Origin of the sequence: Shewanella sp. SM55, from assembly GCF_025654025.1 — a bacterium.
GTDB classification, from domain to species: Bacteria; Pseudomonadota; Gammaproteobacteria; order Enterobacterales; family Shewanellaceae; genus Shewanella; species Shewanella oncorhynchi.
The window spans coordinates 33179-56663 of sequence record NZ_JAKKRS010000002.1; the positions used below are offsets into that span (position 1 = coordinate 33179).

17 protein-coding genes and 1 riboswitch are annotated in these 23485 nt (G+C 46.6%); of the genes, 12 read left to right on the top strand and 5 right to left on the bottom strand.

Going from position 1 to position 23485, the window contains the following annotated elements; genetic code table 11:
- Positions 1-31: 31 nt before the first annotated feature.
- The 10 genes from L5L91_RS03350 (at position 32) to L5L91_RS03395 (ending at position 10496) form a co-directional block, all read left to right on the top strand.
- Positions 32-910 carry an enoyl-CoA hydratase-related protein gene (locus tag L5L91_RS03350; protein WP_263163481.1) on the top strand — a complete coding sequence of 293 codons (879 nt, stop codon included), beginning with the start codon at positions 32-34 and terminating at the stop codon, positions 908-910.
- Positions 910-2973 (top strand): acetyl/propionyl/methylcrotonyl-CoA carboxylase subunit alpha, encoded by a 2064-nt coding sequence (locus L5L91_RS03355; RefSeq protein ID WP_263235681.1) that lies wholly within the window; start codon positions 910-912, stop codon positions 2971-2973. Before L5L91_RS03350 ends, L5L91_RS03355 begins: the two co-directional genes overlap by 1 nt.
- A gap of 1 nt (position 2974) precedes the next feature.
- Positions 2975-3898, top strand: coding sequence for a hydroxymethylglutaryl-CoA lyase (locus L5L91_RS03360; protein WP_263163485.1), 924 nt, complete (start codon positions 2975-2977; stop codon positions 3896-3898).
- A gap of 87 nt (positions 3899-3985) precedes the next feature.
- On the top strand, positions 3986-4690 hold the full coding sequence (locus tag L5L91_RS03365; protein ID WP_263163487.1) for a CoA transferase subunit A: 705 nt from the start codon (positions 3986-3988) through the stop codon (positions 4688-4690).
- Positions 4691-4817: 127 nt separating this feature from the next.
- A complete protein-coding gene (locus L5L91_RS03370; protein ID WP_006082325.1) occupies positions 4818-5474 on the top strand; it encodes a 3-oxoacid CoA-transferase subunit B in 657 nt (218 codons plus the stop codon).
- 572 nt (positions 5475-6046) lie between these two features.
- Entirely contained in the window at positions 6047-7069 is a 1023-nt protein-coding gene (locus tag L5L91_RS03375; protein ID WP_263235682.1) for a hypothetical protein, read from the top strand.
- Between the two features lie 136 nt (positions 7070-7205).
- Positions 7206-7808, top strand: coding sequence for a DJ-1/PfpI family protein (locus L5L91_RS03380; protein WP_113940987.1), 603 nt, complete (start codon positions 7206-7208; stop codon positions 7806-7808).
- A gap of 38 nt (positions 7809-7846) precedes the next feature.
- Positions 7847-8164, top strand: a complete 318-nt coding sequence (locus L5L91_RS03385) for a cytoplasmic protein (RefSeq protein WP_263163490.1) — start codon at positions 7847-7849, stop codon at positions 8162-8164.
- A 191-nt stretch (positions 8165-8355) separates the two neighbouring features.
- Positions 8356-9114 carry a sulfite exporter TauE/SafE family protein gene (locus L5L91_RS03390; RefSeq protein WP_105252043.1) on the top strand — a complete coding sequence of 253 codons (759 nt, stop codon included), beginning with the start codon at positions 8356-8358 and terminating at the stop codon, positions 9112-9114.
- A 170-nt stretch (positions 9115-9284) separates the two neighbouring features.
- Complete coding sequence (locus L5L91_RS03395; RefSeq protein WP_263190975.1) at positions 9285-10496, top strand: PQQ-dependent sugar dehydrogenase; 1212 nt, start codon at positions 9285-9287, stop codon at positions 10494-10496.
- A 154-nt stretch (positions 10497-10650) separates the two neighbouring features.
- On the opposite strand, the gene L5L91_RS03400 is transcribed toward L5L91_RS03395, so the two are convergent.
- Positions 10651-13728: a transglycosylase domain-containing protein gene (locus L5L91_RS03400; protein WP_105252041.1), complete on the bottom strand. Its 3078-nt coding sequence runs from the start codon at positions 13726-13728 to the stop codon at positions 10651-10653.
- Positions 13729-14097: 369 nt separating this feature from the next.
- Positions 14098-14694 carry a thymidine kinase gene (locus tag L5L91_RS03405; protein ID WP_263163494.1) on the bottom strand — a complete coding sequence of 199 codons (597 nt, stop codon included), beginning with the start codon at positions 14692-14694 and terminating at the stop codon, positions 14098-14100.
- Between the two features lie 541 nt (positions 14695-15235).
- Here L5L91_RS03405 and L5L91_RS03410 point away from each other — a divergent pair.
- Positions 15236-17335 (top strand): multiheme c-type cytochrome, encoded by a 2100-nt coding sequence (locus tag L5L91_RS03410; RefSeq protein WP_105252040.1) that lies wholly within the window; start codon positions 15236-15238, stop codon positions 17333-17335.
- Positions 17336-17538: 203 nt separating this feature from the next.
- A complete protein-coding gene (locus L5L91_RS03415) occupies positions 17539-19689 on the top strand; it encodes a M3 family metallopeptidase (protein ID WP_263235683.1) in 2151 nt (716 codons plus the stop codon).
- 144 nt (positions 19690-19833) lie between these two features.
- On the opposite strand, the gene L5L91_RS03420 is transcribed toward L5L91_RS03415, so the two are convergent.
- The 3 genes from L5L91_RS03420 to L5L91_RS03430 all read right to left on the bottom strand — a co-directional run bounded on the left by L5L91_RS03420 (position 19834) and on the right by L5L91_RS03430 (position 23450).
- A complete protein-coding gene (locus L5L91_RS03420; protein WP_263163498.1) occupies positions 19834-21402 on the bottom strand; it encodes a Na+/H+ antiporter NhaC family protein in 1569 nt (522 codons plus the stop codon).
- A gap of 79 nt (positions 21403-21481) precedes the next feature.
- A riboswitch (Lysine riboswitch) is annotated at positions 21482-21678 on the bottom strand.
- 95 nt (positions 21679-21773) lie between these two features.
- The gene (locus L5L91_RS03425; RefSeq protein WP_263163500.1) at positions 21774-22700 is read right to left on the bottom strand and encodes an electron transfer flavoprotein subunit alpha/FixB family protein; all 927 of its coding nucleotides are present in this window, start codon (positions 22698-22700) and stop codon (positions 21774-21776) included.
- Positions 22701-23450: an electron transfer flavoprotein subunit beta/FixA family protein gene (locus tag L5L91_RS03430; protein WP_028761124.1), complete on the bottom strand. Its 750-nt coding sequence runs from the start codon at positions 23448-23450 to the stop codon at positions 22701-22703.
- Positions 23451-23485 lie beyond the last annotated feature (35 nt).

Genomic DNA, 23485 nt, shown 5'->3' on the forward strand with positions numbered 1-23485 from the left:
ATATGTCACACAAGAAGATAGGAAAAGAATAATGACAGACACATTAAACAGCGCTAGCGGCACAAAGGATTTAAGCAACTTACAGCACGTGAGCCATGCGCTCACTCACGGCGTTGCCGAGCTTATTTTAGATCGCAGCGATGTGCACAACGCCTTCGATGAAGTGATGATTAGCGAGATGATTAGCGTCCTTAGCTATTTTGCTGAGCACAAGCAATGCCAAGTGCTGGTACTCAAAGCGAACGGCAAAAACTTCAGCGCCGGCGCCGATCTCAATTGGATGCGCAAGCAAGCCAAAATGGACTTTGAGCAAAATCTAAATGATGCCAAAGCCTTAGCAAAACTGATGCAGGATTTAGATACCTTTCCTAAGCCCACCATTGCACTAGTGCAAGGTGCAGCCTTTGGCGGCGCACTGGGGCTGATTTGCGCCTGCGATATCGCTATCGCCACGACGCGCGCCAGCTTTTGCTTGAGCGAAGTGAAACTCGGATTAATTCCAGCAGTAATTAGCCCTTACGTTGCCCGCGCTATGGGTAATCGTGCATCGCGCCGCTACATGCTGACCGCCGAGCGTTTTAGTGCAGAAACCGCATTAAAACTTAACGTCATTCATGAGATCAGCGATGACTTAGACGCCGCCGCAAAGCCTATGATTGAGGCACTACTTGCCAATAGTCCGCAAGGCATGGCGTGGGTCAAAACACTGCTGTCGCATCTTGAAGATGGCGTGATAGACCAAAACACCATTGATTATACTAGCGAGCGTATCGCCCGCATTCGGGTATCGACCGAGGGCCAAGAGGGCTTAAACGCCTTTTTTGAGAAACGTCAGCCTAATTGGCAACAAGCGCACTCAATGCCCTCCAAGCCCATGCAAAAGCCAAGTGATACCCAAGGAGCCCTTTGATGTTGACCAAGCACATGTTTACCAAACTATTGATTGCTAACCGCGGTGAAATCGCCTGTCGCATCATCAAAACGGCCCATGCCATGGGCGTTCGCACCGTTGCCCTATATTCCGATGCCGATAAAGAAGCGCGCCATGTCGCCATGGCCGACGAATCCTTCTATTTAGGCGGCAGCGCACCGGCAGACTCCTATTTAAAGGGCGATTTGATTATCGACATCGCCAAAAAAGCGGGCGCACAAGCGATTCACCCAGGTTATGGTTTCTTGTCTGAAAATGCCGACTTTGCCCGTAAATGTGAAGCCGCTGGCATCACCTTTGTTGGCCCAGGCAGTGATGCTATCGATGCCATGGGCAGCAAAAGCGCCGCTAAATCTATTATGACTGCAGCAAACGTGCCCTTAGTGCCGGGTTATCACGGCGATGACCAAACCGATGCGACCTTAAAAGCGGAGGCGCTGAAAATCGGCTTCCCTATGCTGATTAAAGCGGCTTATGGCGGCGGCGGTAAAGGCATGCGGATCGTCGAGAACGAAGGCGAAATCATGGAAGCCGTAAACTCGGCGCGCCGTGAAGCGGCCTCTTCTTTTGGTAATGATAAGTTATTGATGGAGCGTTATTTACGCCAGCCACGCCACGTCGAAGTGCAAGTGTTTGCCGACACCTTTGGCAACGCGATTTACTTATCGGATCGCGATTGTTCGATTCAACGCCGCCACCAAAAAGTGGTCGAAGAAGCGCCTGCGCCCGGCTTAAGCGATACACTGCGTGCCCAAATGGGTGAAGCGGCCGTCGCGGCAGCCAAAGCCATCGATTATGTTGGCGCGGGGACGGTGGAGTTTCTGCTCGACACAGACAATAGCTTCTATTTCATGGAAATGAACACCCGTCTGCAGGTTGAGCATCCAGTGACTGAGATGGTCACAGGACAAGATTTAGTGAAATGGCAGTTAATGGTCGCCAGTGGTCAGCCACTACCCCTTAAGCAAGATGAAGTGCGTATTCACGGCCATTCCTTTGAAGTGCGAATTTATGCCGAAGATCCACAAAATGAGTTTTTACCCGCCAGCGGTAAGCTCAACTTTTTACGTGAACCCGAGCAAAGCAAATACGTGCGTATCGATTCGGGCATTCGCGAAAATGATGTGATCAGCAACTTCTACGATCCTATGATTGCCAAGCTTATCGTCTGGGATGAATCGCGCCCGCGCGCGCTGCAACGTTTAGTGCATGCCTTAGAGTCGTATCAAATCAGCGGTCTTAAGCACAACATTGAGTTTTTGGCCAACATTGCCGAACACCCAGCGTTTGCCAATGCCGACTTTAGCACTGACTTTATTGGCCGTTATGGCGATACCCTGATTGGCACAGCTTCAAGCGAAGCCGATACTGCGCTTGCCTTTGCCGCGCTGTATCAAGTGCTTGCCCGTAAAGAAGCCGCCAAAGCGCAAGCTGTCAACAGCGCCGATCCTTACTCGCCTTGGGGTCAAGTGAGCGGCTTTAGACTCAACAGTTGCAGTCAGCACAATATTGCCCTACTCGATGATGCCCATGAATTGCAGCAGTTAGTGATGCTCGATTTAGGTGGCATGTATCAGCTACCGCTGCACGGACAAGATTGGTTGCTAAATGGCGAGCTGAAACAAGATTTACTGCTCGCAGAAATCAACGGCCATAAGAGTAAAGTGCCCGTTAGTGCCCAAGGTGATGACTTTACGCTGTTTTTATCCTCTGGCAGTTACCACTTTAAAGCAGTGCAAACACTCGTGGTCGAAGAACAAGCCAGCAATGCTGACAAGTTAAAAGCGCCCATGAACGGCACGGTAGTGACCCATTTAGTCGATATCGGCACACAAGTTAAAGCGGGCCAAGGTTTGCTGGTGATGGAAGCCATGAAGATGGAATACACAATCGAAGCCCCCTTTGACGGCATAGTCACTGAGTTCTACTTTAAGGCGGGCGAGCTAGTAACCGATGGCGCAACCTTGCTTAACGTAGAGCCGTTAAACCTAGCGCCATTAAATGGGATTGAGGCTGAGCCCACTGCGACCAAGGAAGCCTAAGATGTCTTTCGTCAATATGAGCCAAAGTCTACACGCCAAAGACACGGTCAGCATTTTCGAGATGGGCGCACGCGACGGCCTGCAAAACGAAGTCGCCGTGCCGACGGCAGCAAAAATCGCCTTGATTGAATCGCTGGCAGGTGCGGGGCTTAAGCGTATCGAAGCCGGCAGCTTTGTGTCACCTAAATGGGTGCCACAAATGGCCGATTCTGCCGATGTGCTCAAGCAAATACAGCGTCAAAGCGGCGTGGTGTATAGCGCTCTCACACCCAACGTTAAAGGCTTTGAACTGGCACTGGATGCAAAAGCGAGTGAGGTGGCAATATTTGGCGCCGCCTCACAAAGCTTTAGTCAGCGCAATATCAACTGCTCGATAGAAGAGTCGATTGAACGCTTTATCCCTTTGATGAAATTAGCAAAAAAACACAATATCCCAGTGCGTGGCTATGTGTCCTGTGTGCTCGGCTGCCCCTATGAAGGTGAGATAGCGGTCAGTGAAGTGGCCCGTGTGTCTGAAATCCTTTACAAAATGGGCTGTTACGAAATATCGCTTGGCGACACCATAGGTGTAGGCACGCCGCAAAAAGCCCGTAGAATGCTGCAAACTGTGGCTGAGCGCGTCCCAGTCGAAAAACTGGCGCTACACTTTCACGACACCTATGGCCAAGCATTAGCCAACATTTTAGCCTGCTTAGACTTAGGTGTGCGGGTGTTTGACTCCTCGGTTGCGGGTCTTGGTGGTTGCCCCTATGCCAAAGGCGCATCGGGCAATCTTGCCACCGAAGACTTAGTGTATATGCTGCACGGCATGGGATTCGAAACGGGTATCGATTTACAAAAACTCGCGTTAGCTGGGCAAGCGATCAGCACACAGTTGAATCGCAACAACGGTTCGAAAGTGGCCACTGCCCTGTTAGCAAAATAAAACAAAAACCATTAACGACACCAACAACCGTTATTAAAAACGCGCGTTATTTCCCGCGCGTTTTCTAAAGCATAAAAGGACATCACAATGGCAGGACTCAATAAAGTCGTCAGCAGCTATGAAGAAGCGTTAGCAGGCTTATCGGACGACATGACCATTATGGTCGGCGGCTTTGGCCTATGCGGCATTCCAGAAGGCTTAATCAATCAAATGGTTAAGATGGGCGTTAACGGCTTAACGGCGATATCAAATAACGCTGGCGTTGACGATTTCGGCCTTGGCTTACTGTTAAAACATCGCCAAATCGCCACTATGATCGCCTCTTACGTGGGTGAAAATGCCACCTTTGAACAGCAAATGCTCTCTGGCGAACTGAACGTGATTTTAACGCCCCAAGGCACGCTGGCGGAAAAGATCCGCGCAGGCGGCGCAGGTATTCCGGCATTTTTCACCGCTACAGGCTTCGGCACGCCAGTCGCTGATGGCAAAGAAACCCGCGAAATCAAAGGTCGCCATTACGTGTTAGAAGAATCGCTGACCGCAGATTTTGCCTTAGTGCGCGCATGGAAAGCCGATACCATGGGTAATTTGGTGTTCCGTAAAACCGCAGCCAACTTTAACCCTATGATGGCGGCCGCGGGCAAAATCACTGTGGTTGAAGCCGAGTTTATTGTTGAGCCGGGCGAGCTAGACCCAGATCATATCCACACGCCGGGCATCTATGTTGACCGCGTTATTCAAGGCACGTTCGAGAAACGTATCGAGCAGCGCACGGTAAAAGCCGCGAAATAAAAGGCGCTGGCAAAACCTTGAAACACAGTTAACGCAATTGGCACTTAGCTCCCTAAAGTAAAAACTAAGGGTAAAAACCTAAGAGTAAAGACCAAAGCGTCAAAGCCAAATAGAAAGGATAGATATCATGGCATTATCAAGAGAACAACTGGCTCAGCGCGTCGCCAAAGAATTAAAAGACGGCTACTACGTCAACCTTGGCATCGGCATTCCCACACTGGTCGCTAACTATATTCCGAGCGGCATGGAAGTCATGCTGCAATCGGAAAATGGTCTACTTGGCATGGGCGAATTCCCTACCGAAGACACCATAGATCCCGATTTAATCAACGCGGGTAAACAAACCGTTACCGCAGTGAAAGGTGCTTCATTTTTTTCATCGGCGGAAAGCTTTGCCATGATCCGTGGCGGCCATGTGGATTTAACCGTACTCGGCGCCTTTGAAGTCGATGTGAATGGCTCTATCGCCTCATGGATGATCCCCGGCAAACTCATCAAAGGCATGGGCGGCGCGATGGATTTAGTCGCGGGCGCCGAAAACATTATCGTGACTATGATGCACGCCGATAAATACGGCAATTCTAAGCTGCTACCCGTGTGCGAATTGCCACTAACCGGTTACGGCTGCATTAAACGCGTCGTCACAGATTTAGCCTTTATCGAAATCAAAGATGGCGCATTTCATTTGTTAGAGCGCGCGCCAGGCGTCAGCGTCGAAGAAATCGTCAGCAAAACCGCCGGCAAATTAATCGTGCCAGAGCATGTACCAGAAATGGTGTTTTAAGCGTTCTCTAAAATGCGCAAGTAACGTATAGCGGCTAAGGTTGAAACTCAAGTTAGTTTGAAAGCTTTAGCCTAAAGAGTTTTGAGCGTTAACCGACGTTTTACGATACCAACAAGGCCCAGAAAATGATTCTGGGCCTTGTTGCTTTTGTCATCCCCGCGAAAACGGGGAACCATGAGTAAAATTCACCACCAGCTTGTTCACTACAAACCTTGTTTTTTGTGAGCTTTTGCAGTCTAGGTACTTTTTGAGAGCTTATCGCCATAAACAGCACTAATGCTCTGGCGACACGCCGTAAACCCATCCTTGGGGGCTCAACGAAAAAGTCCCTTTTTCCGATGGTCGCCAACGCAAGAGTGCGGTTTACTCCCCATCCCAGCATATTCAATAATGAACAATGTCGCGCATTAAACTGATAACACCATATGTTAGTAAGGTTCTTTGCTGGCGAATGTGTGTTCACCATCGCTACAACGGAGTCGCTTAATGCTTGCTTCAAAAATGCTACAGATAGTCATATTTAGCGCCGTTACGGTAAACTTGACGCCAGCTAAGTAAAAAGGATACACAGAATGTTAGATAAGTTTCTCAATAAACGCAGCCGAAGCAGCAAGCTGATGCGCGATTATCCAAAAAACGTGTTTGAATACAACCAGTATTTGTTGACTGGTTATATTGATACTGGGATAGCGGAAAAATTCGAGAGATTAAAAGCATATATTGATTACCCTGATGATTTTCGCCAGTGGGAGTTATTTGGATCTGAGTTCGCAGTACCTGAATGCCATTGGAATCTTGCGGCACAACTTACGTATATTGAATCAGGCAAGCTCGAGGCGGCACCGCTGCTGCATTCGCTCGCTTACGGCTATTTTGATACCGCCATAGACTATTACAAATACTGCACTGCGGTTGAAAACACCGGTGGTTTTACTAATGCTAGTTGGGATACAACCCATGTATTCAGGCTGGTGCTGATGCTTTTTTCAGGGCTTAAGACTGAGGCCGACGAGCTGTATTATGCCAACGCAATGGCTTGGCGCTCAGGCTGGATAATTCGCTCCCACAGTTTTATAGGCGATTTTTTGGTGCTGCTGTATGGGCGCTATTTGGGCGTTATTGAGCCGCCTTTTGCCACGGAAGTGCAAGTGACACTGCGAAAAACGGCTCCTTTCCCCTATGCGCCATTTTTAGATAACTGGGACACACAGGATATCGAATTCATCAGCACTATGCTGCAAACCCTGTGTGATCATCAGGTAGAACAAGCAGTTATTGGGGATAAAAAGTGCTTTTTTGAGTTCAATGGTGGACCGCACACATATTTACCATTGACAGCGTTAATGCTGCTGAAACTGCGATCCCTTAGGGGTTTGCCTAACCCACAATTCAGTCATCCAGCCTTTGGCGAGATCACAGCTTTGTTTGAACAAGTATCCACATCATTTAGTGATTATGTTGCAACGTTAGGGATACAGCGGATTGAAGATGCTGCTGATGAGGTGTTAACCAACACATTAACCAGAATGCAAAGCCAAGATTTTGATGCCCATGCTATTTTCGCCAAGCGACTGCCATCGTTTAGTGCTGGTTAAGATTTTGATTAACCAAATTTTCATAAAAAATGGATAACCAATAAAATTATGATTCTATTAATATTGAGGACCCAAGGCTTAAGGTTGAGCGTATTCAAGCCTTAAGTCATCCACAATACAAGCCAGAGGAAAGCTTATGTACCAGATTGCGATTGTGATATTTGATGAATTTACCGATATCGATTTCTTCTTAATGCGCGATATTCTCGGCCGTACAAAAACCGATTGGACAGTAAAAGTACTCGGGACCAAACCTAGCCACATATCAAGCTTGGGGATGACGGTTGCAACCGATGGTCATGTGGCCGAAGTCGCTGATGCCGACGTGGTATTATTCAGCAGTGGTTACAAAGGCGTACCTGCGGCACTTGCTGATACTGAGTTTATGTCCGCCCTTAAATTAGATCCCACACGACAATTGCTTGGCAGTATCTGCGCTGGGTCATTCTTCTTTGCCAAATTAGGGCTACTCGACAATCTTTCAGCAACGACTCACCCCGATGCAAAACCTGCCCTAGTTGCCATGGGCGTCGATGTAGAAGACTGCGCCCTCGTGATTAATGGCAATATTGCCACTGCGGGTGGCTGCCTTTCCTCACTCTATTTAACCGGTTGGGTTGCGGAGCGTTTATTCGACAGTGCGAAACGCCGCGAAATTCACAGGCAGCTTATTCCTGCCGGGCAAACAGATATTTTTGAAGCATTAATCCAATCCTCCATCTCCGCGGCCATTCGTTAAAAGTGATGTAGATACTCTCGATGAATGAAAAGGATCCCATGATAAAACTTAAAAATCTTCTCGAGGCTATAAAAGCCGAGCATCAAATAACCACCCCGAATGAGCTTGTGGCTTTGCTATCGCAAAATGAATTACTCATTCAGCAAATCCAAACTGCTGATGCGCAGCATTGGGTGCATTTTGCTAAGAATACCTTCGATGGTTGGTATTGCATTCGAACACCTATGCTCAGTACCTTTCATGTTTATTACCAAGAACGTGGACAAAACTGTTGGGGAGAAGATGTTTTTACCGAGCAAAGTGAAGCCATAGCAGCGGTTATTTTTATGTCTGGTATTTGGGATCAAGTCCCCTAGCACTAAGCAAGTAAAAGCCTGCTCACTCATCCTATATCTTCACCTTCACGAATGGCGATATGTAACGAATCATTACGCGACTTTCAATATCGAAATCATCCTGTTAGGGTGAGTGCTTAGATTGACTCATAATAACAGACACATTTTTAGCGCTCTGTTTATCTCTCTCATTGTCCAAAGGAGCGGTATCTATGGACTGGCTTATTATTGCACTCGCAGGCTTTTTAGGCGGCATGCTCAATGCAGTTGCCGGTGGTGGCAGTTTTATTACCCTTTTAGCGTTAGTGTTTGTCGGGGTTCCACCGATTGCGGCGAATGCCACGGGGACAGCCGCGCTGCTGCCCGGTTATATCGCCAGCGCATGGCGTTTTAGAAAGGATATCGAATATCCGGCGAGTCTTAGCCTTAAGAATCTGATCTTAATTGCTTTAATTGGCGGCAGTATTGGCGCGGGTATTTTGCTGACCACCAGCGAGCAAGTCTTCGCAAAGCTGATCCCTTGGCTGATTCTACTGGCCACCGCGGCCTTTATTGTTGGCCCTTGGTTGCTCAAACGAAGAATCGCTGAGCAAGGCGAAAACACCTCTACGCCAATGTTAAGTCCGATAACGGCACTGATAATGCTGTCGGCTGTGTGTATCTATGGCGGTTATTTTAATGGTGGCTTAGGCATCATACTACTCGCAAGTTTTGGCCTGATGGGGCAAACCAATCTACATGGGATGAACGGACTTAAAAATCTGATTTCAGCCCTGCTCACCGCCATCGCCGTTGTGGTTTATGCCGCGGGCAATGTGATCGATGGGCAATATCTGTTGCTGCTTGCCGTTATGGCGATTGTCGGTGGTTATGTGGGGGCGGCGCTGGCCTACCGTATTTCACAGCCCTTGCTACGCGGCTTTATTGTGATCGTCGGTTTAGCGATGGCCTTAGGCTTTTTCATGCGCTAGTTTTTCATGCGTTAGTTTTCATACGTTAGACTTTTGATTTGTGAAGCTTAAGCTCATAACAGCTGGACAGGCGAGTTTTCGATACAAGGTCTCACCGATAAATTGCCCTTATGTGACTGACTTGTTACTCTGATCCATCCTATAGGAGAACAGTGTGATTAAGGATAGCGATGAAACTGATGACCTTGAAGCTGAGTACCTTGAGACTGAGTAAATTAATGCCAAAGACCTTGAAGCTCAGCACCTTAAATCTTGCCCTGTGTCTTATTGCATGCTCACCGGCTATTTACACCGAAACCGCTAGCGCAGCGACCATTAGCGTCAAAACGGAAACGGGTAATATTCAGGTAAAAACCATAGCCCAAGGGTTAGAAAATGTCTGGGGCATGGCATTTTTACCCGACGGCAGCATGCTCGTGACTGAACGCGCTGGCAGAATGCGCATTGTCAGCACCGCAGGCAAAGTGGGTGAACCCTTAACGGGTTTACCGCCTATGTATGCCAAAGGTCAAGGTGGTTTACTTGATGTCGTGCTTGCGCCAGATTTTGCTAGCAGCAAAAAAATCTATTTCAGTTATTCAGAACCCGCTGAAGGTGATGCAAGCGAGCTCAATAGCACAGCGGTCAGTTTTGCCACTCTCAATGGTAACAAGCTTGAAAATCTCACCCGCGTTTTTAGTCAGCACCCCAAAATCAACAGCGGTCACCATTTTGGATCTCGTTTAGTGTGGGCGCCTGACGGCACACTGTTTATCACACTCGGCGATCGCTATAGTGAAAAAGATAGCGCACAAACATTGGACAATCATTTAGGCAAAGTGGTGCGTATTCATGCCGATGGCTCAGTGCCTAAGGATAACCCCTTCGTCAATACGGCTGGCGCCTTACCCGAGATCTGGTCTATTGGTCACCGCAATATGCAGGGCGCGGCGATCAATCCCATCAGCAAAGTATTGTGGACGGGCGAACATGGGCCCCAAGGCGGCGATGAACTCAATATCGACCAAGCGGCTAAAAACTATGGCTGGCCAGTGATTACCTATGGTGAGAATTATGGTGGCGGCAACATCGGCGAAGGCACCCATAAGGTGGGAATGGAGCAACCCGTCTACAAATGGGTTCCCTCGATTGCCACGGCGGGCTTTATGTTTTACACAGGTGATAAATTTCCACAGTGGCGAAATAATCTGTTACTCGCCAGCCTAAAGGGAAAAACACTGGTGCGTTTAGTACTTGATGGCGACAAGATTATTAAAGAAGAGCGGCTACTGAAAACTGAATTAGGGCAAAGATTGCGCTCAGTCGTGCAAGGGCCAGATGGACTGATTTATCTCGTAACCGATGAAGCTAAATCAAAAATTTACCAGTTATCGCCGCAGTAATCTTAATCGCTGCACTTTTATCACAGTGCTTTAACTAAACCATGTTAACCACAGCAATAAACTCAATCGATAGAGAATTTAAGCCTTAAAACGACAAAGAGTGTTCATCTGGAACACTCTTTGTCGTTGGCGTGGCACTTATTAATTCATGCCTTTATTCGTTCACCACACACATGCCCTGCTCGGTTTGTACATAGGGAGCTAAAATAGGCATCATGCCCTTCATCACCTGCAATGGCAGCGCCGAAGTAAAACTAAAATCATCGGATTTACTGCCTGGCACGAAGGCGGTCAAAGTACCGAAGTATTTGTCACCTAGATAAAACACGAAGGTCGCAGTGCGGTTCATCGCCGTAGTCGCCACTTTTTTACCTTGCTGCATCTGAGTCACAATACGGTTATCACCGGTGCCGGTTTTCCCGCCTATGGCTAACATGCCACCTTTTTCATCGGTAAAAATGCCCTTTAAACGACGTGCGGTGCCGTTTTGCACTACGTTCGCCAGCGCTGCTTTTAAGGCTTGTGCTACTTCATGGCGCATTACCCGCTCACCTTGGGTGTTCTGATTCTGCAATCTCACTTCATAGGGCGTATCTGCGGCGAAATGCAGCTGATTGATACGCACTGTGGGCAAACGATAGCCGTCGTTTTGAATAATGCCCATCAGCTCGGCTAAGGCTGCGGGTCGGTCACCCGAGCTACCCAGTGCTGAGCCTAAGGATGGCACCATAGAATCAAAGGGATAACCTAAACGCGCCCAACGTTGATGTATGTCAAGGAAGGCTTCAACTTCAAGCATCACTTGCACTCGTACGTCACGGGCGTTTTTATGCCGCGTCCTAAACAACCAACGGTAAACCTCTTGACGTTGTGCTTCACTCGCCTGCTTAACATCGTTCAAGTTGGCATCAGGATTATGATTAAGATAATCCAGCACCCACAATTCCAAGGGATGCACCCGTGCGATATAGCCTTGATCTGGCAAATTATATTTATCCGGACCGTACTTGTTGTATAAGCTCTTAATACGACCATCGGTATAGCTTACCTGTGGCAATCTTTGCTTCAAGAAAGCCTTAAATGCCGCCATAGGTTCATCGGGCAGTAAATAGCGATACGCCGCCGTCAACTGCTGCTCCGACTGGGACAAACCGTCAAAAAACATGTCGAAACGCTCATTCGCAGCCACTTTTTTGTACTTACGATAAAACTTCGTAACGAAGGTATTACCTTCTCTATCAGCAAATACCCGCAGATATTCGTCACGGCGCGGATCTTTATCATTACGCAGCAACTGGGCCATATTGCCCTCGTTTTGCATACTACTGCTGTAATTCACAATATCGCGCATAAGGCGCACAAACGGCAAGTTAACCGAATCCTGCAGGGCTTGGTAAAGTGTTGGCGTTTTTAAATCTTCTGTTTTTTTAAAGTTATTAAACACATGCAACCCACCACCGGTAAAAAATTGTTCACTGGTTGAGGCCGAATATTCTCGCTGTAACGCCGCATCTAACATGCGGTCTAAACGTCTGTCGGGATTCAAAATCAAGTAATCAATCGCCCAACGGGTTAAATGATCCCTAGGTTCGATAATGATGGATTCCAATTCAATTCCATGTTTCTTGGAATACTTGTCGTGGATCTCGGCAATGATTTCTAAGTAGGTCGCCATCACCCGCAATTTAGCGGTTGAGCCCAATTCCAACTTACTGCCCTCGTTAATATCAAAAGGCTGATCGGTGCTATCCGTCTGCACTCTAACTCGGTTGGCGGTCTCAGTGCGCTCATAAAGCGTAAAGCTATACAGTACGTTTTGCAGTTGACTTGGGTCGAGTAACCGTTCGCCAAGCAGACCCACTTTCTCCGCGGTAGGCACTTGCGCCAGACTGCGTAAGTAGTGACTGACTTTCTGCTGTAAGTCACTGTGTAAGCTACTATTGACCGTCAAATCGAGCCTGTCTAAATCATACAGCCCCACATTTAACATGCCTGCGGTGCGAATGCGAACTGTGTTCACGCCCTTATCTGCGCCAGATTGGGTATTACGCTGCGGCTTGGCGACCTTAAACTGCAATTTCTGCGCGAGTGCAGCATCACGTAGACCACGATCAATCAAATAATACTGGCCGAGTAAACGGATATGGCTATCGACTAAGTTTTCAAGATCTTCATGACCTTGTAATAGATAGTAGGACGGACGACGTTGGGCGATCATCAAGGCAACTACTTGCCGGAATACTTGTCCGCGCTTGGTGGCATTACCTTTGATCTGCGGCGATGCTAACAGCTTATTTGCAGTATCGAAATCGGTACCAAACCACGCCCACAATCCATCACCAATACCATGAACTTCACCATGATTTGGCGCCGAAGATAATGGCACGGTATTCAGATAATCTTGAACGATGCGCTTACGAGCAGGTTCAGTGTTTTCACCTTGTTGGTACACGCGCACACTGGCCGAGCCAATTTGCAGTAACTTATCCTTAATGCTCAAGGTTAAACCTTGGGAAGAATGGCGGAATTTCTCAATCTGAGTCGCGAGTGTACTGCCACCCGCGGTAGAGACATTCATACCAACCATTTCAGCAATTTGACTCATACCTGCCACCACAAAACGTGGCCAGTCGATCACAGGATTGAGTTTCTCTTCCGTCGTCCATAACTCGCGGTTTTCAATAAACAGTAAAGTATTAACGATTTCATTGGGGATCTTATCGTCGTCCTGATAAACCCGTTTAGGATAGGCAAATTCGTATAAATCAGTATTGCGGCAATCGAGCAGCGTCAACCCAGATTGAGCCTTTTCATGGTAAGGCGGAAAAAATCCAAGTTGAGCGTATTCCTGCAACGCTGGCGAAAACGCCACTTGTTGAGTAACCTGAAAATTCCGTTGCAATAACCTATCAATATATTGAGGTAACTTACTGTAGCCATGGCGCTCATCAAAAGGACCATAACTAGGATAAATAACCGCTTGGCTCGGTGAGCTTTCTAATTCATAGGTGAGCGTCTTAGCATATTGATTGATGAATTTTGCTTGGTAAAACGAAGTTTTAACCTCAAGTCCAATCAGCAATGCAGCGCAGCAAATCAGAATGAAAAATAAGAACCAGACCCTGCCCTTTGATCTGGCTTTACGCGGCGGCTTAACCTTAGCTTTAGGCTCAGGTTGTGGTGGACGAGGACGATAATTTTCGAACTTCATCTCTGATGTGGAATTAGGCAAAACAGCTCCAAAAAAACACTAAAATATTCATCTTTCATGCAACTCAGCAAATCCGTTGCCACTCAGTAAAGCAAGATATCAAACTCATCTAGCCATTATCCGGCTCTATTAATTAGTCTTAGTACCCATTATGTTCCACACTTTATCAAACCTAACTTCACTGTAAAGAAGGGTGCCTGTGACCCACAACCGCCACTAATCAATACTAATGTTAAGCTGATAGTACATTTTGCCAAATATTAATTTGTTGATATCAAGGTATTTTCAGCGATTAAGGCAACAGACAGTATGACTTAAAAACAAAACGAGCTAATTTAAGTCGCATAAAAAGAATGAGTCGCTCAATAATCACACGTGATTAACGAAGCCTCATCCCACATATTCATGCGCATCCCAGATAAATTCACGAAAATGCTTGCGACAGACAGACTCGTAACTTTCATTACCGCCAATCGCCACTTGCTCACCCTCGCGCATCACCTTGCCTTCACCATCAAGACGCACCACCATGTTAGCCTTACGGCCACAATGACAAATAGTCTTCAACTCAACTAATTTATCGGCCCAAGCTAATAAATAATGACTGCCGCTAAAAAGTTCGCCTTGAAAGTCCGTTCTTAGGCCATAACAGAGTACAGGAATATCAATATTATCGACCACATGCGTCAGTTGCTTAACCTGTTCTTTACTCAAAAACTGACACTCATCCACCAGCACACAACTTAATGGCGTAGCTTGATGCACATCGCTAATCATTTGAGTTAAATCATCTTGGCTACTAAATACCTGTGCTTCGGTTTCAATGCCAATACGCGAGGCCACTTTACCTTTGCCATACCTGTCATCTATGGAAGCTGTCATGACCAAAGTATTCATACCGCGTTCACGGTAGTTATAGGATGACTGTAATAGGGAAGTGGATTTACCCGCGTTCATAGACGAATAATAAAAATACAATTGAGCCAAGACTTATACCCTTTAAAAACGTTAGCGCTTACGCGTCTGCTACCAGAGCCAAATTGAGCGCTAGTCTAACATTGCGCTTCACATCAGAACACTAGCAGCCGCTAAGCTTTTATCATGAAATTCTGCAATGACACCAACTTATCAATCATTTTAATCCCCAATCGCCTCCTGAAATATTTCGAGTCCACTTCATTTAATACTCTTCCCTGCAAAAAACATAAAAAACGCCCCAATGCCGTTCAATTGTTAATGAAAGCTTAACTGAAACTTAAATGTTGTTTCATAAGGAAAAATTAGTAAAAGTTAAATTTAAAAAGTGCGATCTACCTCCAAAGTAATAGGTATAAATGGGCTTGCGCTCAAAAAATAAACATAGCGTTAACAGTAATATTTCATTCGAGACAAAACGTGCTCAATTAAAAAAAGAAAAGTATTCGATAGCTTGCAAATTGAGACCAACGGTCAAAGCACTAATCTACCCTGCAAACTTTAGTGCTCCACTCCGTCCTTTATTCGCATATTGGATCAAATGGAGATTATGATGAGAATTTTCACCTCTAGAAAACTGGCATATTTAGTTGCCTTAGCACTAACTGGCGCCCTTGTTGGCTGCGGCGATGATGGTAAAGATGGTGTAGATGGAGCACCAGGAACGCCCGGTATCCCTGGAACACCTGGTGAACCTGGAACACCCGGTGAGCCTGGAACACCGCCCCCTGTCACCAGTTCTACTATGACTAACGTCAAAGTGATCAACTATAGCTTTGGCGAAGGCAGTATCACTTACGAATTTGAAATTACAGATGAAAACAATAACCTAATCAACGGACTGTTAAATGCTCAAGCCAAAGTGGCGGCACTAACAGATAAAGGCTTCATCACTAACCGCACCGAAGCTGATAAAAATGGTGTTGCAGATAACGTCCATATTGGCGGTGAAGCAACTCAAGCAACCGTCGGCGCTGAATTGACCGCTTTAGCTGATGGTCATTACCAATTTAAAGTACCAATGAAAGGGGTTAATCCAAGCACTGAAGGTATCGTTTGGTTACGTGTCGGTGGTAATAATGGTATTGCGACCTCTAAACCTCTGGTCGTTAACAAACCTGAAGGCACCCATTCAACCACAACTGATAGTTGTTACTCTTGCCATATCGACTATTCAACAAGCCCTCGTCGTCATGCAAGCTATGTCGCTACTGGCATGGACAGTGAAGTCACCTTCGTGGAAGGCTGTTTAGTGTGTCACGGTTCAGTTAGCCGCGCAGTTGTCAATGCTGAAGGTTTCTCTACGGGTGGCTATGCGACAAACACCCTATCTAAAATTGGTCATATCAATCACCAAGATTTTACTAAAGACTTTTCAGTACAAAACTGTACATCTTGTCACGTTGAAGCACCTAAAAACATCAACGTAGCTGGACCAGGTTGTATTGATTGCCATGACAGTGGTGGCGTACCAGGGGCTATTATCCCAAGTAATGGTGCGGATCTGCGCATTATGCACGAAAGCAAAGCGGGTATAACCGAACGCCAAGCGATTCGCGCTAAGTATAAATTGAGTCTATCAACACCTGTTAAAGTAGATGATATTTCTACCAAGACAGACCACTATGCGCCGACAGGTGCTGCGGCTGCAGTAACCGCCCCAGGCTGGTGTACAACGCTGACAGTGAAAGACACCGATGGTAACGTCTTTAGCATTAAAGACAACTTTAACTATTCTAGCCCGCTAGTATATGACGCTAAGAAACCCGTAGTTTATGCGGGCGCTTATTTACATTCCTATGAAAATGGCAGCTTAGTGGGTCGCCCAGGTAACCGTACTAACTACTACTATGGTTACAACACTGACGGCACTAAAAATATCTGTCATTTACTGACGGATATCAGCGCAGTGAATGCTAACTATGTTTATTCTGCCCGCGTGACATTCAGTACCGCTGGTTGGATGGAATATGATGGTAAGCAACGCTACCAAAGTAATGGCAACCTAAGAGCGACAGGTTATGATGGTTCTATGGGCATATCCTTTACGGCTTACTCAGATGTCGTTAACCCTGTCACCACTCAAAAGGTCTCTGGCTTCGAACGTCGTGAGATAGCGAGTACTAACAGCTGTACTACTTGTCACAACGATGCCACTGCGTTCCACAAAAATGGTGCCTTCGATGAAGGTGGTAAAGCTTGTATCGCCTGCCATGACAACGGCATGGAACGTACTTCAGCAGCCTTAGGCGCAGGTTTTGGTCCTATGGTGCACAGCTGGCACTGGGGTAATGGCGCTAAAGTCGGTGAAGTTAAAGCTGATGGAACTCAAGCGCAAACCGCTAACGGTGCAGGCGCGATTGAAGCCTCTACTAGCTGCGTTGCCTGTCATGAAAAAGCGATTGATTTAAGCAAAGTGCCAAATCAATACATCGCTGAACCAGGTAGCAAAATGACAAGTCCAGTCACCGCTAACTGTTATGCCTGCCACACTAGCGATTCAGCTAAGGCGCATATGGCAAGCAACGGTGGTGAAATCAGCATACCAAAGGTTGCTGACTGGTTTAAACAACCGACCTCTGAATCCTGTGCAGTATGTCATGACACAGGTAGAAGTTCTGGTATTGATAAATACCACAAGTTTACTCGCTAATTAATCATCTCATCATCGCGTGATTAAGAAGTAAGTAAAAAGCGGTACCTATTTTCCCTGCAAGGAAATAGCCAAAGGAGTCTCGCTAATGCGAGGCTCCTTTTTTACTTAGACATTCCCGATAACAAGCCATTTTCAGTCCTATTTAAGTTACTAACGTTACAGTCCTAAAAAAACAACAATTCAAAGGAAGTCACTCAATTATGCGTAAAAGTTTTATTGCCATCGCCATCGGCGCCACTCTCACCGCCGGATTCATGGCAGGTTGCAGCAGCACAGAAACTAAAGCACCTAACGTTATCTCGGTACCAACCCAAAACCCGCTGTTCCAAGCCAGTAACCTGCAATATCAAGCACCCGATTTTAGCCTCATAAAGAATGAGCACTTCTCGCCAGCCCTAGAGCAAGGCATGGCAGAGCAGTATCAAGAAATTCTCGCAATAGCCAATAATCCGGCAGCAGCAACCTTCGATAATACGATTGTGGCTATGGAGAAAAGCGGCGCCCTACTCAACCGTGCATCAAGCGTGTTTTATAATTTAGCAGGGTCGAATAGCAATCCAGAACTGCGTAAAATCCAAGGGGAAATGGCGCCAAAAATGGCGGCCCACTCAGATAATATCAACTTAAACCCAGCGCTATTTTCCCGTATCGAAGCCATCTATAACGACCGCACCAACTTAGGATTAACCCCAGAAGCAGTACGTTTGGTTGAGGTATATCACCAACGCTTTATCATGGCTGGGGCTAAACTTACCGATGAACAAAAAGTTAAAATCCGCGCGTTAAATGAAGAACAATCAACACTAACGAATGAGTTCTCTCAGCGTTTATTACGCTTAACCAAAGAAATCGCCGTTGTGGTGGATTCAAAAAGTGAACTTGCTGGGTTAACCGACGGTGAAATCACTTCAGCCGCGAACGATGCCAAAGCGGCCGGTCACGATGGCAAGTATCTGATTAACATCACCAACACCACTCGCCAACCTGTGTTGGCATCACTGGAAAACCGTGAGCTACGCCAGCGTATTTGGGAAGCCTCAGCGAACCGTGGCTTAACTGGTGAAAACGAAACTGCGTCACTCGTATCTCGTTTAGCGAAACTCAGAGCCGAGCGCGCAACACTATTAGGCTATGAAAACTGGGCAAGTTATCGATTAGCACCGCAAATGGCCAAAACACCCGAAGCGGTTTACAGCATGTTTGGCTCAATGGTGCCTGCGGTAGTTGCTAACACAGAGAAAGAAGCGGCCGACATTCAAGCGATGATCACTAAAACCGGTGGGAAATTTGAACTGGCACCGTGGGACTGGGAGTTTTACGCAGAAAAAGTTCGCCAAGAAAAATACGCCCTCGATGCCAATAGCATTCGCCCATACTTCGAGTTTAATCGTGTGCTCGAAGACGGCGTATTCTACACACTCAAAGAACTCTATGGCGTCACCTTAAAACCACGCCCAGATTTACCGGTTTACCATCCCGATGTGAAAGCCTACGAAATGTTTGATGCCGATGGCTCAAGCATGGCCATTTTCTACGCCGACTATTTTGCCCGTGAAGGTAAACGTGGTGGCGCTTGGATGAGTTCGTTCGTCGGTCAATCCTTCCTCGAAGGCACTAAACCTGTGGTCGTCAACGTGATGAACATAAAGAAAGCGCCCGAAGGTCAACCCACCTTCGTCAGCTATAACGAAGTCACTACTATGTTCCATGAAATGGGTCACGGCACCCACGGCATGTTCTCTAAAGTGACTTATCCAAGTCTGGCGGGCACCTCGGTTTCACGCGACTTTGTCGAATTTCCATCGACGTTTGAAGAAGATTGGGCCGCCCATCCAAAAGTGTTAGCGAACTACGCGAAACACTATGAAACAGGCAAACCCATTCCCGATGAACTGCTGCAAAAACTGCTGAAATCTGGCAGCTTCAACCAAGGCTTTGACACTCTGGAATACATGGCCGCTGCATTAGTAGACATGGAATGGCATTCATTAAGCCCAGATACCCCGCTGCAAGATGTACCAACATTTGAAGCCAATGCTTTGAAAAAGCACGGCTTAAACATCAGTGCCGTACCTCCGCGTTATAAGTCGACCTATTTTGCCCACGCCTTCCCCGGCGGTTACTCGGCAAGTTATTACGCTTATATGTGGAGTGAGATTTTAGCGGCGGATGCGTTTGCCTATGTACAAACCCAAGGCGGGCTCAATCGTGAAATCGGCATGAAGTACCGCAAAACGATCCGTGAAGTGGGTAATAGCATAGCGCCAATGGACGCCTACAAAAACTTCCGCGGACAAGAGCCAACCACAGAAGGCTTACTTAAACGCCGCGGTCTAGATCAAGCACGCTAAGCTAAGAGTTGATAGCCTTAATGCGATAAGCTAGAGATAAAAACAAACTCAGCCTTAACCAAAAAAATCAGCCAGCATAATGCTGGCTGATTTATTTTGACTTATTTGTCGTGAACGTTTGCAGTGAAAGGTTTCAATTAACGTCTAGCTAATTGTGCCTTTAGATTTGATTTTAAGTACGATAATACTAATTACAAATGCCACACTACAAGCCACTAAACCCGCGACAACAGACTCGGTAAATCCAAGTGCCACATAACCCACTAAGCTAATAAACGCCGCAATGAGTGCATAAGGTAGCTGAGTCACCACATGGTCGATGTGGTGGCAACTGGCGCCCGTAGACGACAAGATAGTCGTGTCGGAAATTGGTGAACAGTGATCGCCAAATACAGCCCCCGCCAGCACAGAGGCAAGCATAGGTAGCATCATGCCAGTGTGACTTCCCATCGCCATATCAGCAGCAATCGGCAACATGATCCCGAACGTACCCCAGCTAGTACCAGTTGAGAACGCGGTAATACCTGCTAGCACAAACATTAAGGCGGGTAAAAATGCGAACGGAATATTTCCTGTTGCTAAACTAGCCATAAACTTACCGGTTTCGAGTTGACCAATCACACCTGCGATTGTCCAAGCAAATAACAGGATGTAAATCGCCGGCAGCATAGAGCGAGCGCCCTGCACTATACCTTTGACTATCATCAATTTCTCAACGCCTTGCACTAAATTCAATATCAGCGAAACCGCTAGACCAATTAATGCACCAAAGAAAAGTGATGAACTGACATCGGTTTTCTCAAAAGCAGAAATAATATTAAATTCAATCCCTTCCGCCGCGAGTACTTGAGCGCCACTGTTAATCATAAAATAGAGGGTTGCAAATACCAACACGGTAATCGGCAGAAATAGACCTAAAATCTTACCGGTTTCGGCTTCAGGTAAATCCGCGTTCGCCCCAGGCGGTAATCCTTTAGACTCATCGTATAAATTACCACGTTGGGCATTGAGCTCATGCTCACGCATTGGCCCAACATCTAATCCCATAAAGACAACAAAAAGTAATAATAACAAGGAGAAGATTGCGTAAAAGTTCATCGGGATCATTTGAATAAAAATACTCAAATGACCCGTATCAGCAAAACCATGGGCAGTTAATATCCCGCCAATGAGTGCGATAATATAAGCACCCCAGCTCGAAACTGGAGAAATAACGCACACAGGCGCCGCAGTAGAATCTAATAAATAAGCTAACTTAGCGCGGGAAACATAATAACGATCGGTAACAGGTCGAGCGACCGAACCAACAACTAAACTATTGAAATAATCATCAATAAAAACTACGCAACCTAAAAACATGGTCAATAGTTTAGCATCACGTTTATTACGTATATGTAAACGAGCCCAATCGGCAAAAGCCCGCGCGCTGCCACTTACGGTAATTAACGCTGTGATCATTCCCAGTACAATTAAGAAACCGAGAATATATAAGTTCCACGAATTTAGACCTTTATCAGTCCAAAAAAGCCCTTTAACGCCATTAAATACAAACTCACCCGTTGCTAAAGGTGAAAATTGATTGAGCAATAAAGCACCAATTAAAATACCTAACCCCAAAGAAAGCAGTACACGGCGAGTCAAGATCGCCAACACGATAGCCACCGCAGGCGGCAACAAGGAAAGTGCCGAATCGGCATAATTCATAACAGTCATTGATTATTATCTTCGTTAAATACGAATGGAGGGCGACTGAACTGGTGGGAAAAGGCAATAGATACCCAAGGTCACCTGTCCTATCAGTAGCGCTCCATAGTAACTATTCCCAATATCCATATCGGAAAATACTATGGCAGTGCTGCACCTATTAGGTACAACCCCAGCAGTTGATCGTGATAAATCGAACCACTTCGGCACCAAATCCTTTCGCAATCGATCAACGGAATCACCCTACTGATCACTACTAATATTTGGCGCGCCTCTACTTCTAAGAACGCCCTTGCACGGGCGTGAGGCACATAAAAACATAAGCGGCTTAGCAGATGCTACCGCAAAGCCACTTAATGTGACCTAGATCACAGATAAAATCAACTGAGACTTGTAATCAACTCAGGAACCGCCTCAAACAGATCAGCAACGAGTCCATAATCGGCAACTTGAAAAATCGGCGCTTCAGGATCTTTGTTGATTGCAACGATGACTTTAGCGTCTTTCATGCCGGCTAAATGTTGAATCGCGCCAGAAATACCGACGGCAATATACAAGTTTGGCGCAACGATTTTACCGGTTTGACCCACTTGTAAATCGTTAGGCACAAAACCTGCGTCAACTGCAGCGCGTGATGCGCCAACTGCTGCGCCGAGCTTATCAGCAAGTTGCTCCAACATGCCGAAGTTTTCACCACTGCCCATGCCTCGGCCGCCAGATACGATAATGCCAGCATTGCCTAACTCTGGACGGGCAGAAACTGTCAGCGATTGAGAAACAAACTGAGTTCTCGCTTCAAACACTTTATCAAGTGTCGTCACAGCCGCACTGTTACCTTCTGGCGCAGCGTCAAACGCACTGGCGCGCACTGTTATCACTTTAATGGCATCATGGCTTTGCACTGTCGCTAAGGCGTTACCCGCATACACAGGGCGCACAAAGGTATCGGCATTGACGACGGTAATAACTTCTGAGATTTGCGCGACATCTAATAATGCTGCAACGCGCGGAAGCGTGTCCTTACCTAAACTTGAAGCCGAGGCCAGAATGTGACCATAGTTTGACGCTAAGTCCACCAGCAATTTGGCAAAATTTTCCGCTAAATGCGCTTCATACACGCTGGCATCGGCAACGAGTACTTGGCTAACGCCTTGTAGTGCCTGTGCGGCTTGGACAACCGCGCCACATTGATGACCCGCAACTAAGACATGTACTTCATCGCCTATGGCACGGGCGGCGGTAACAATTTTTGCCGTATCGAGTTTCAGTGCAGCATTATCATGTTCAGCTAATACTAAAATGGCCATTTAGATCACCTTCGCTTCATTTTTTAACTTTTCAACTAGCTCAGCTACCGACGCTACCATAATGCCCGCTTTACGTTCAGCTGGCGGAGTGACCTTCACAATCGTTTGGTGACTCTTTAACGTCACGCCTAAGTCTGCCACAGTAAATACTTCTAATGGCTTACGCTTAGCTTTCATTATGTTAGGCAATGAAGCGTAACGGGGTTCGTTCAAACGTAAATCGGCGGTCACAACAGCAGGTAAAGGCAGTTTAAGAGTTTGCATGCCGCCGTCAATTTCACGGGTGACTTGTAATGTATTCGCTTCTAATTTGATTTCTGAAGCAAAGGTCGCCTGTGGCATATCCATTAACGCGGCAAACATTTGGCCAGTTTGGTTATTATCACCATCGATGGATTGCTTACCAAAAATCACCAGCTCTGCTTGTTCTTTGTCTTGTACCGCTTTGAGCAATTTGGCGATAGACACTGGCACGAGCTCTTCTTCAGTATCGATATGAATTGCACGATCTGCGCCTAATGCAAGCGCGGTACGCAGTTGTTCTTGCACGGCTTTATTACCAATACTGACAACAACCACTTCAGTAGCGCTACCCGCTTCTTTTAAACGAACCGCTTCTTCTACTGCGATTTCACAAAAAGGGTTCAACGCCATTTTTAGGTTTGCAGTGTCAACACTTGTATTGTCAGCTTTGACCCTGACCTTCACATTGGCATCAACAACGCGCTTAACGGGCACCAATACTTTCATAGGGTTTCCTTCCTACACTTTCATGTACATGGACA

Excerpts from the sequence above, each read along its gene's own strand:
- L5L91_RS03350 (WP_263163481.1), top strand. The coding sequence starts at position 32 with ATGACAGACACATTAAACAGCGCTAGCGGCACAAAGGATTTAAGCAAC.
- L5L91_RS03355 (WP_263235681.1), top strand. The coding sequence starts at position 910 with ATGTTGACCAAGCACATGTTTACCAAACTATTGATTGCTAACCGCGGT.
- L5L91_RS03360 (WP_263163485.1), top strand. The coding sequence starts at position 2,975 with ATGTCTTTCGTCAATATGAGCCAAAGTCTACACGCCAAAGACACGGTC.
- L5L91_RS03365 (WP_263163487.1), top strand. The coding sequence starts at position 3,986 with ATGGCAGGACTCAATAAAGTCGTCAGCAGCTATGAAGAAGCGTTAGCA.
- L5L91_RS03370 (WP_006082325.1), top strand. The coding sequence starts at position 4,818 with ATGGCATTATCAAGAGAACAACTGGCTCAGCGCGTCGCCAAAGAATTA.
- L5L91_RS03375 (WP_263235682.1), top strand. The coding sequence starts at position 6,047 with ATGTTAGATAAGTTTCTCAATAAACGCAGCCGAAGCAGCAAGCTGATG.
- L5L91_RS03380 (WP_113940987.1), top strand. The coding sequence starts at position 7,206 with ATGTACCAGATTGCGATTGTGATATTTGATGAATTTACCGATATCGAT.
- L5L91_RS03385 (WP_263163490.1), top strand. The coding sequence starts at position 7,847 with ATGATAAAACTTAAAAATCTTCTCGAGGCTATAAAAGCCGAGCATCAA.
- L5L91_RS03390 (WP_105252043.1), top strand. The coding sequence starts at position 8,356 with ATGGACTGGCTTATTATTGCACTCGCAGGCTTTTTAGGCGGCATGCTC.
- L5L91_RS03395 (WP_263190975.1), top strand. The coding sequence starts at position 9,285 with ATGAAACTGATGACCTTGAAGCTGAGTACCTTGAGACTGAGTAAATTA.
- L5L91_RS03410 (WP_105252040.1), top strand. The coding sequence starts at position 15,236 with ATGAGAATTTTCACCTCTAGAAAACTGGCATATTTAGTTGCCTTAGCA.
- L5L91_RS03415 (WP_263235683.1), top strand. The coding sequence starts at position 17,539 with ATGCGTAAAAGTTTTATTGCCATCGCCATCGGCGCCACTCTCACCGCC.
- L5L91_RS03420 (WP_263163498.1), bottom strand. The coding sequence starts at position 21,402 with ATGACTGTTATGAATTATGCCGATTCGGCACTTTCCTTGTTGCCGCCT.
- L5L91_RS03425 (WP_263163500.1), bottom strand. The coding sequence starts at position 22,700 with ATGGCCATTTTAGTATTAGCTGAACATGATAATGCTGCACTGAAACTC.
- L5L91_RS03430 (WP_028761124.1), bottom strand. The coding sequence starts at position 23,450 with ATGAAAGTATTGGTGCCCGTTAAGCGCGTTGTTGATGCCAATGTGAAG.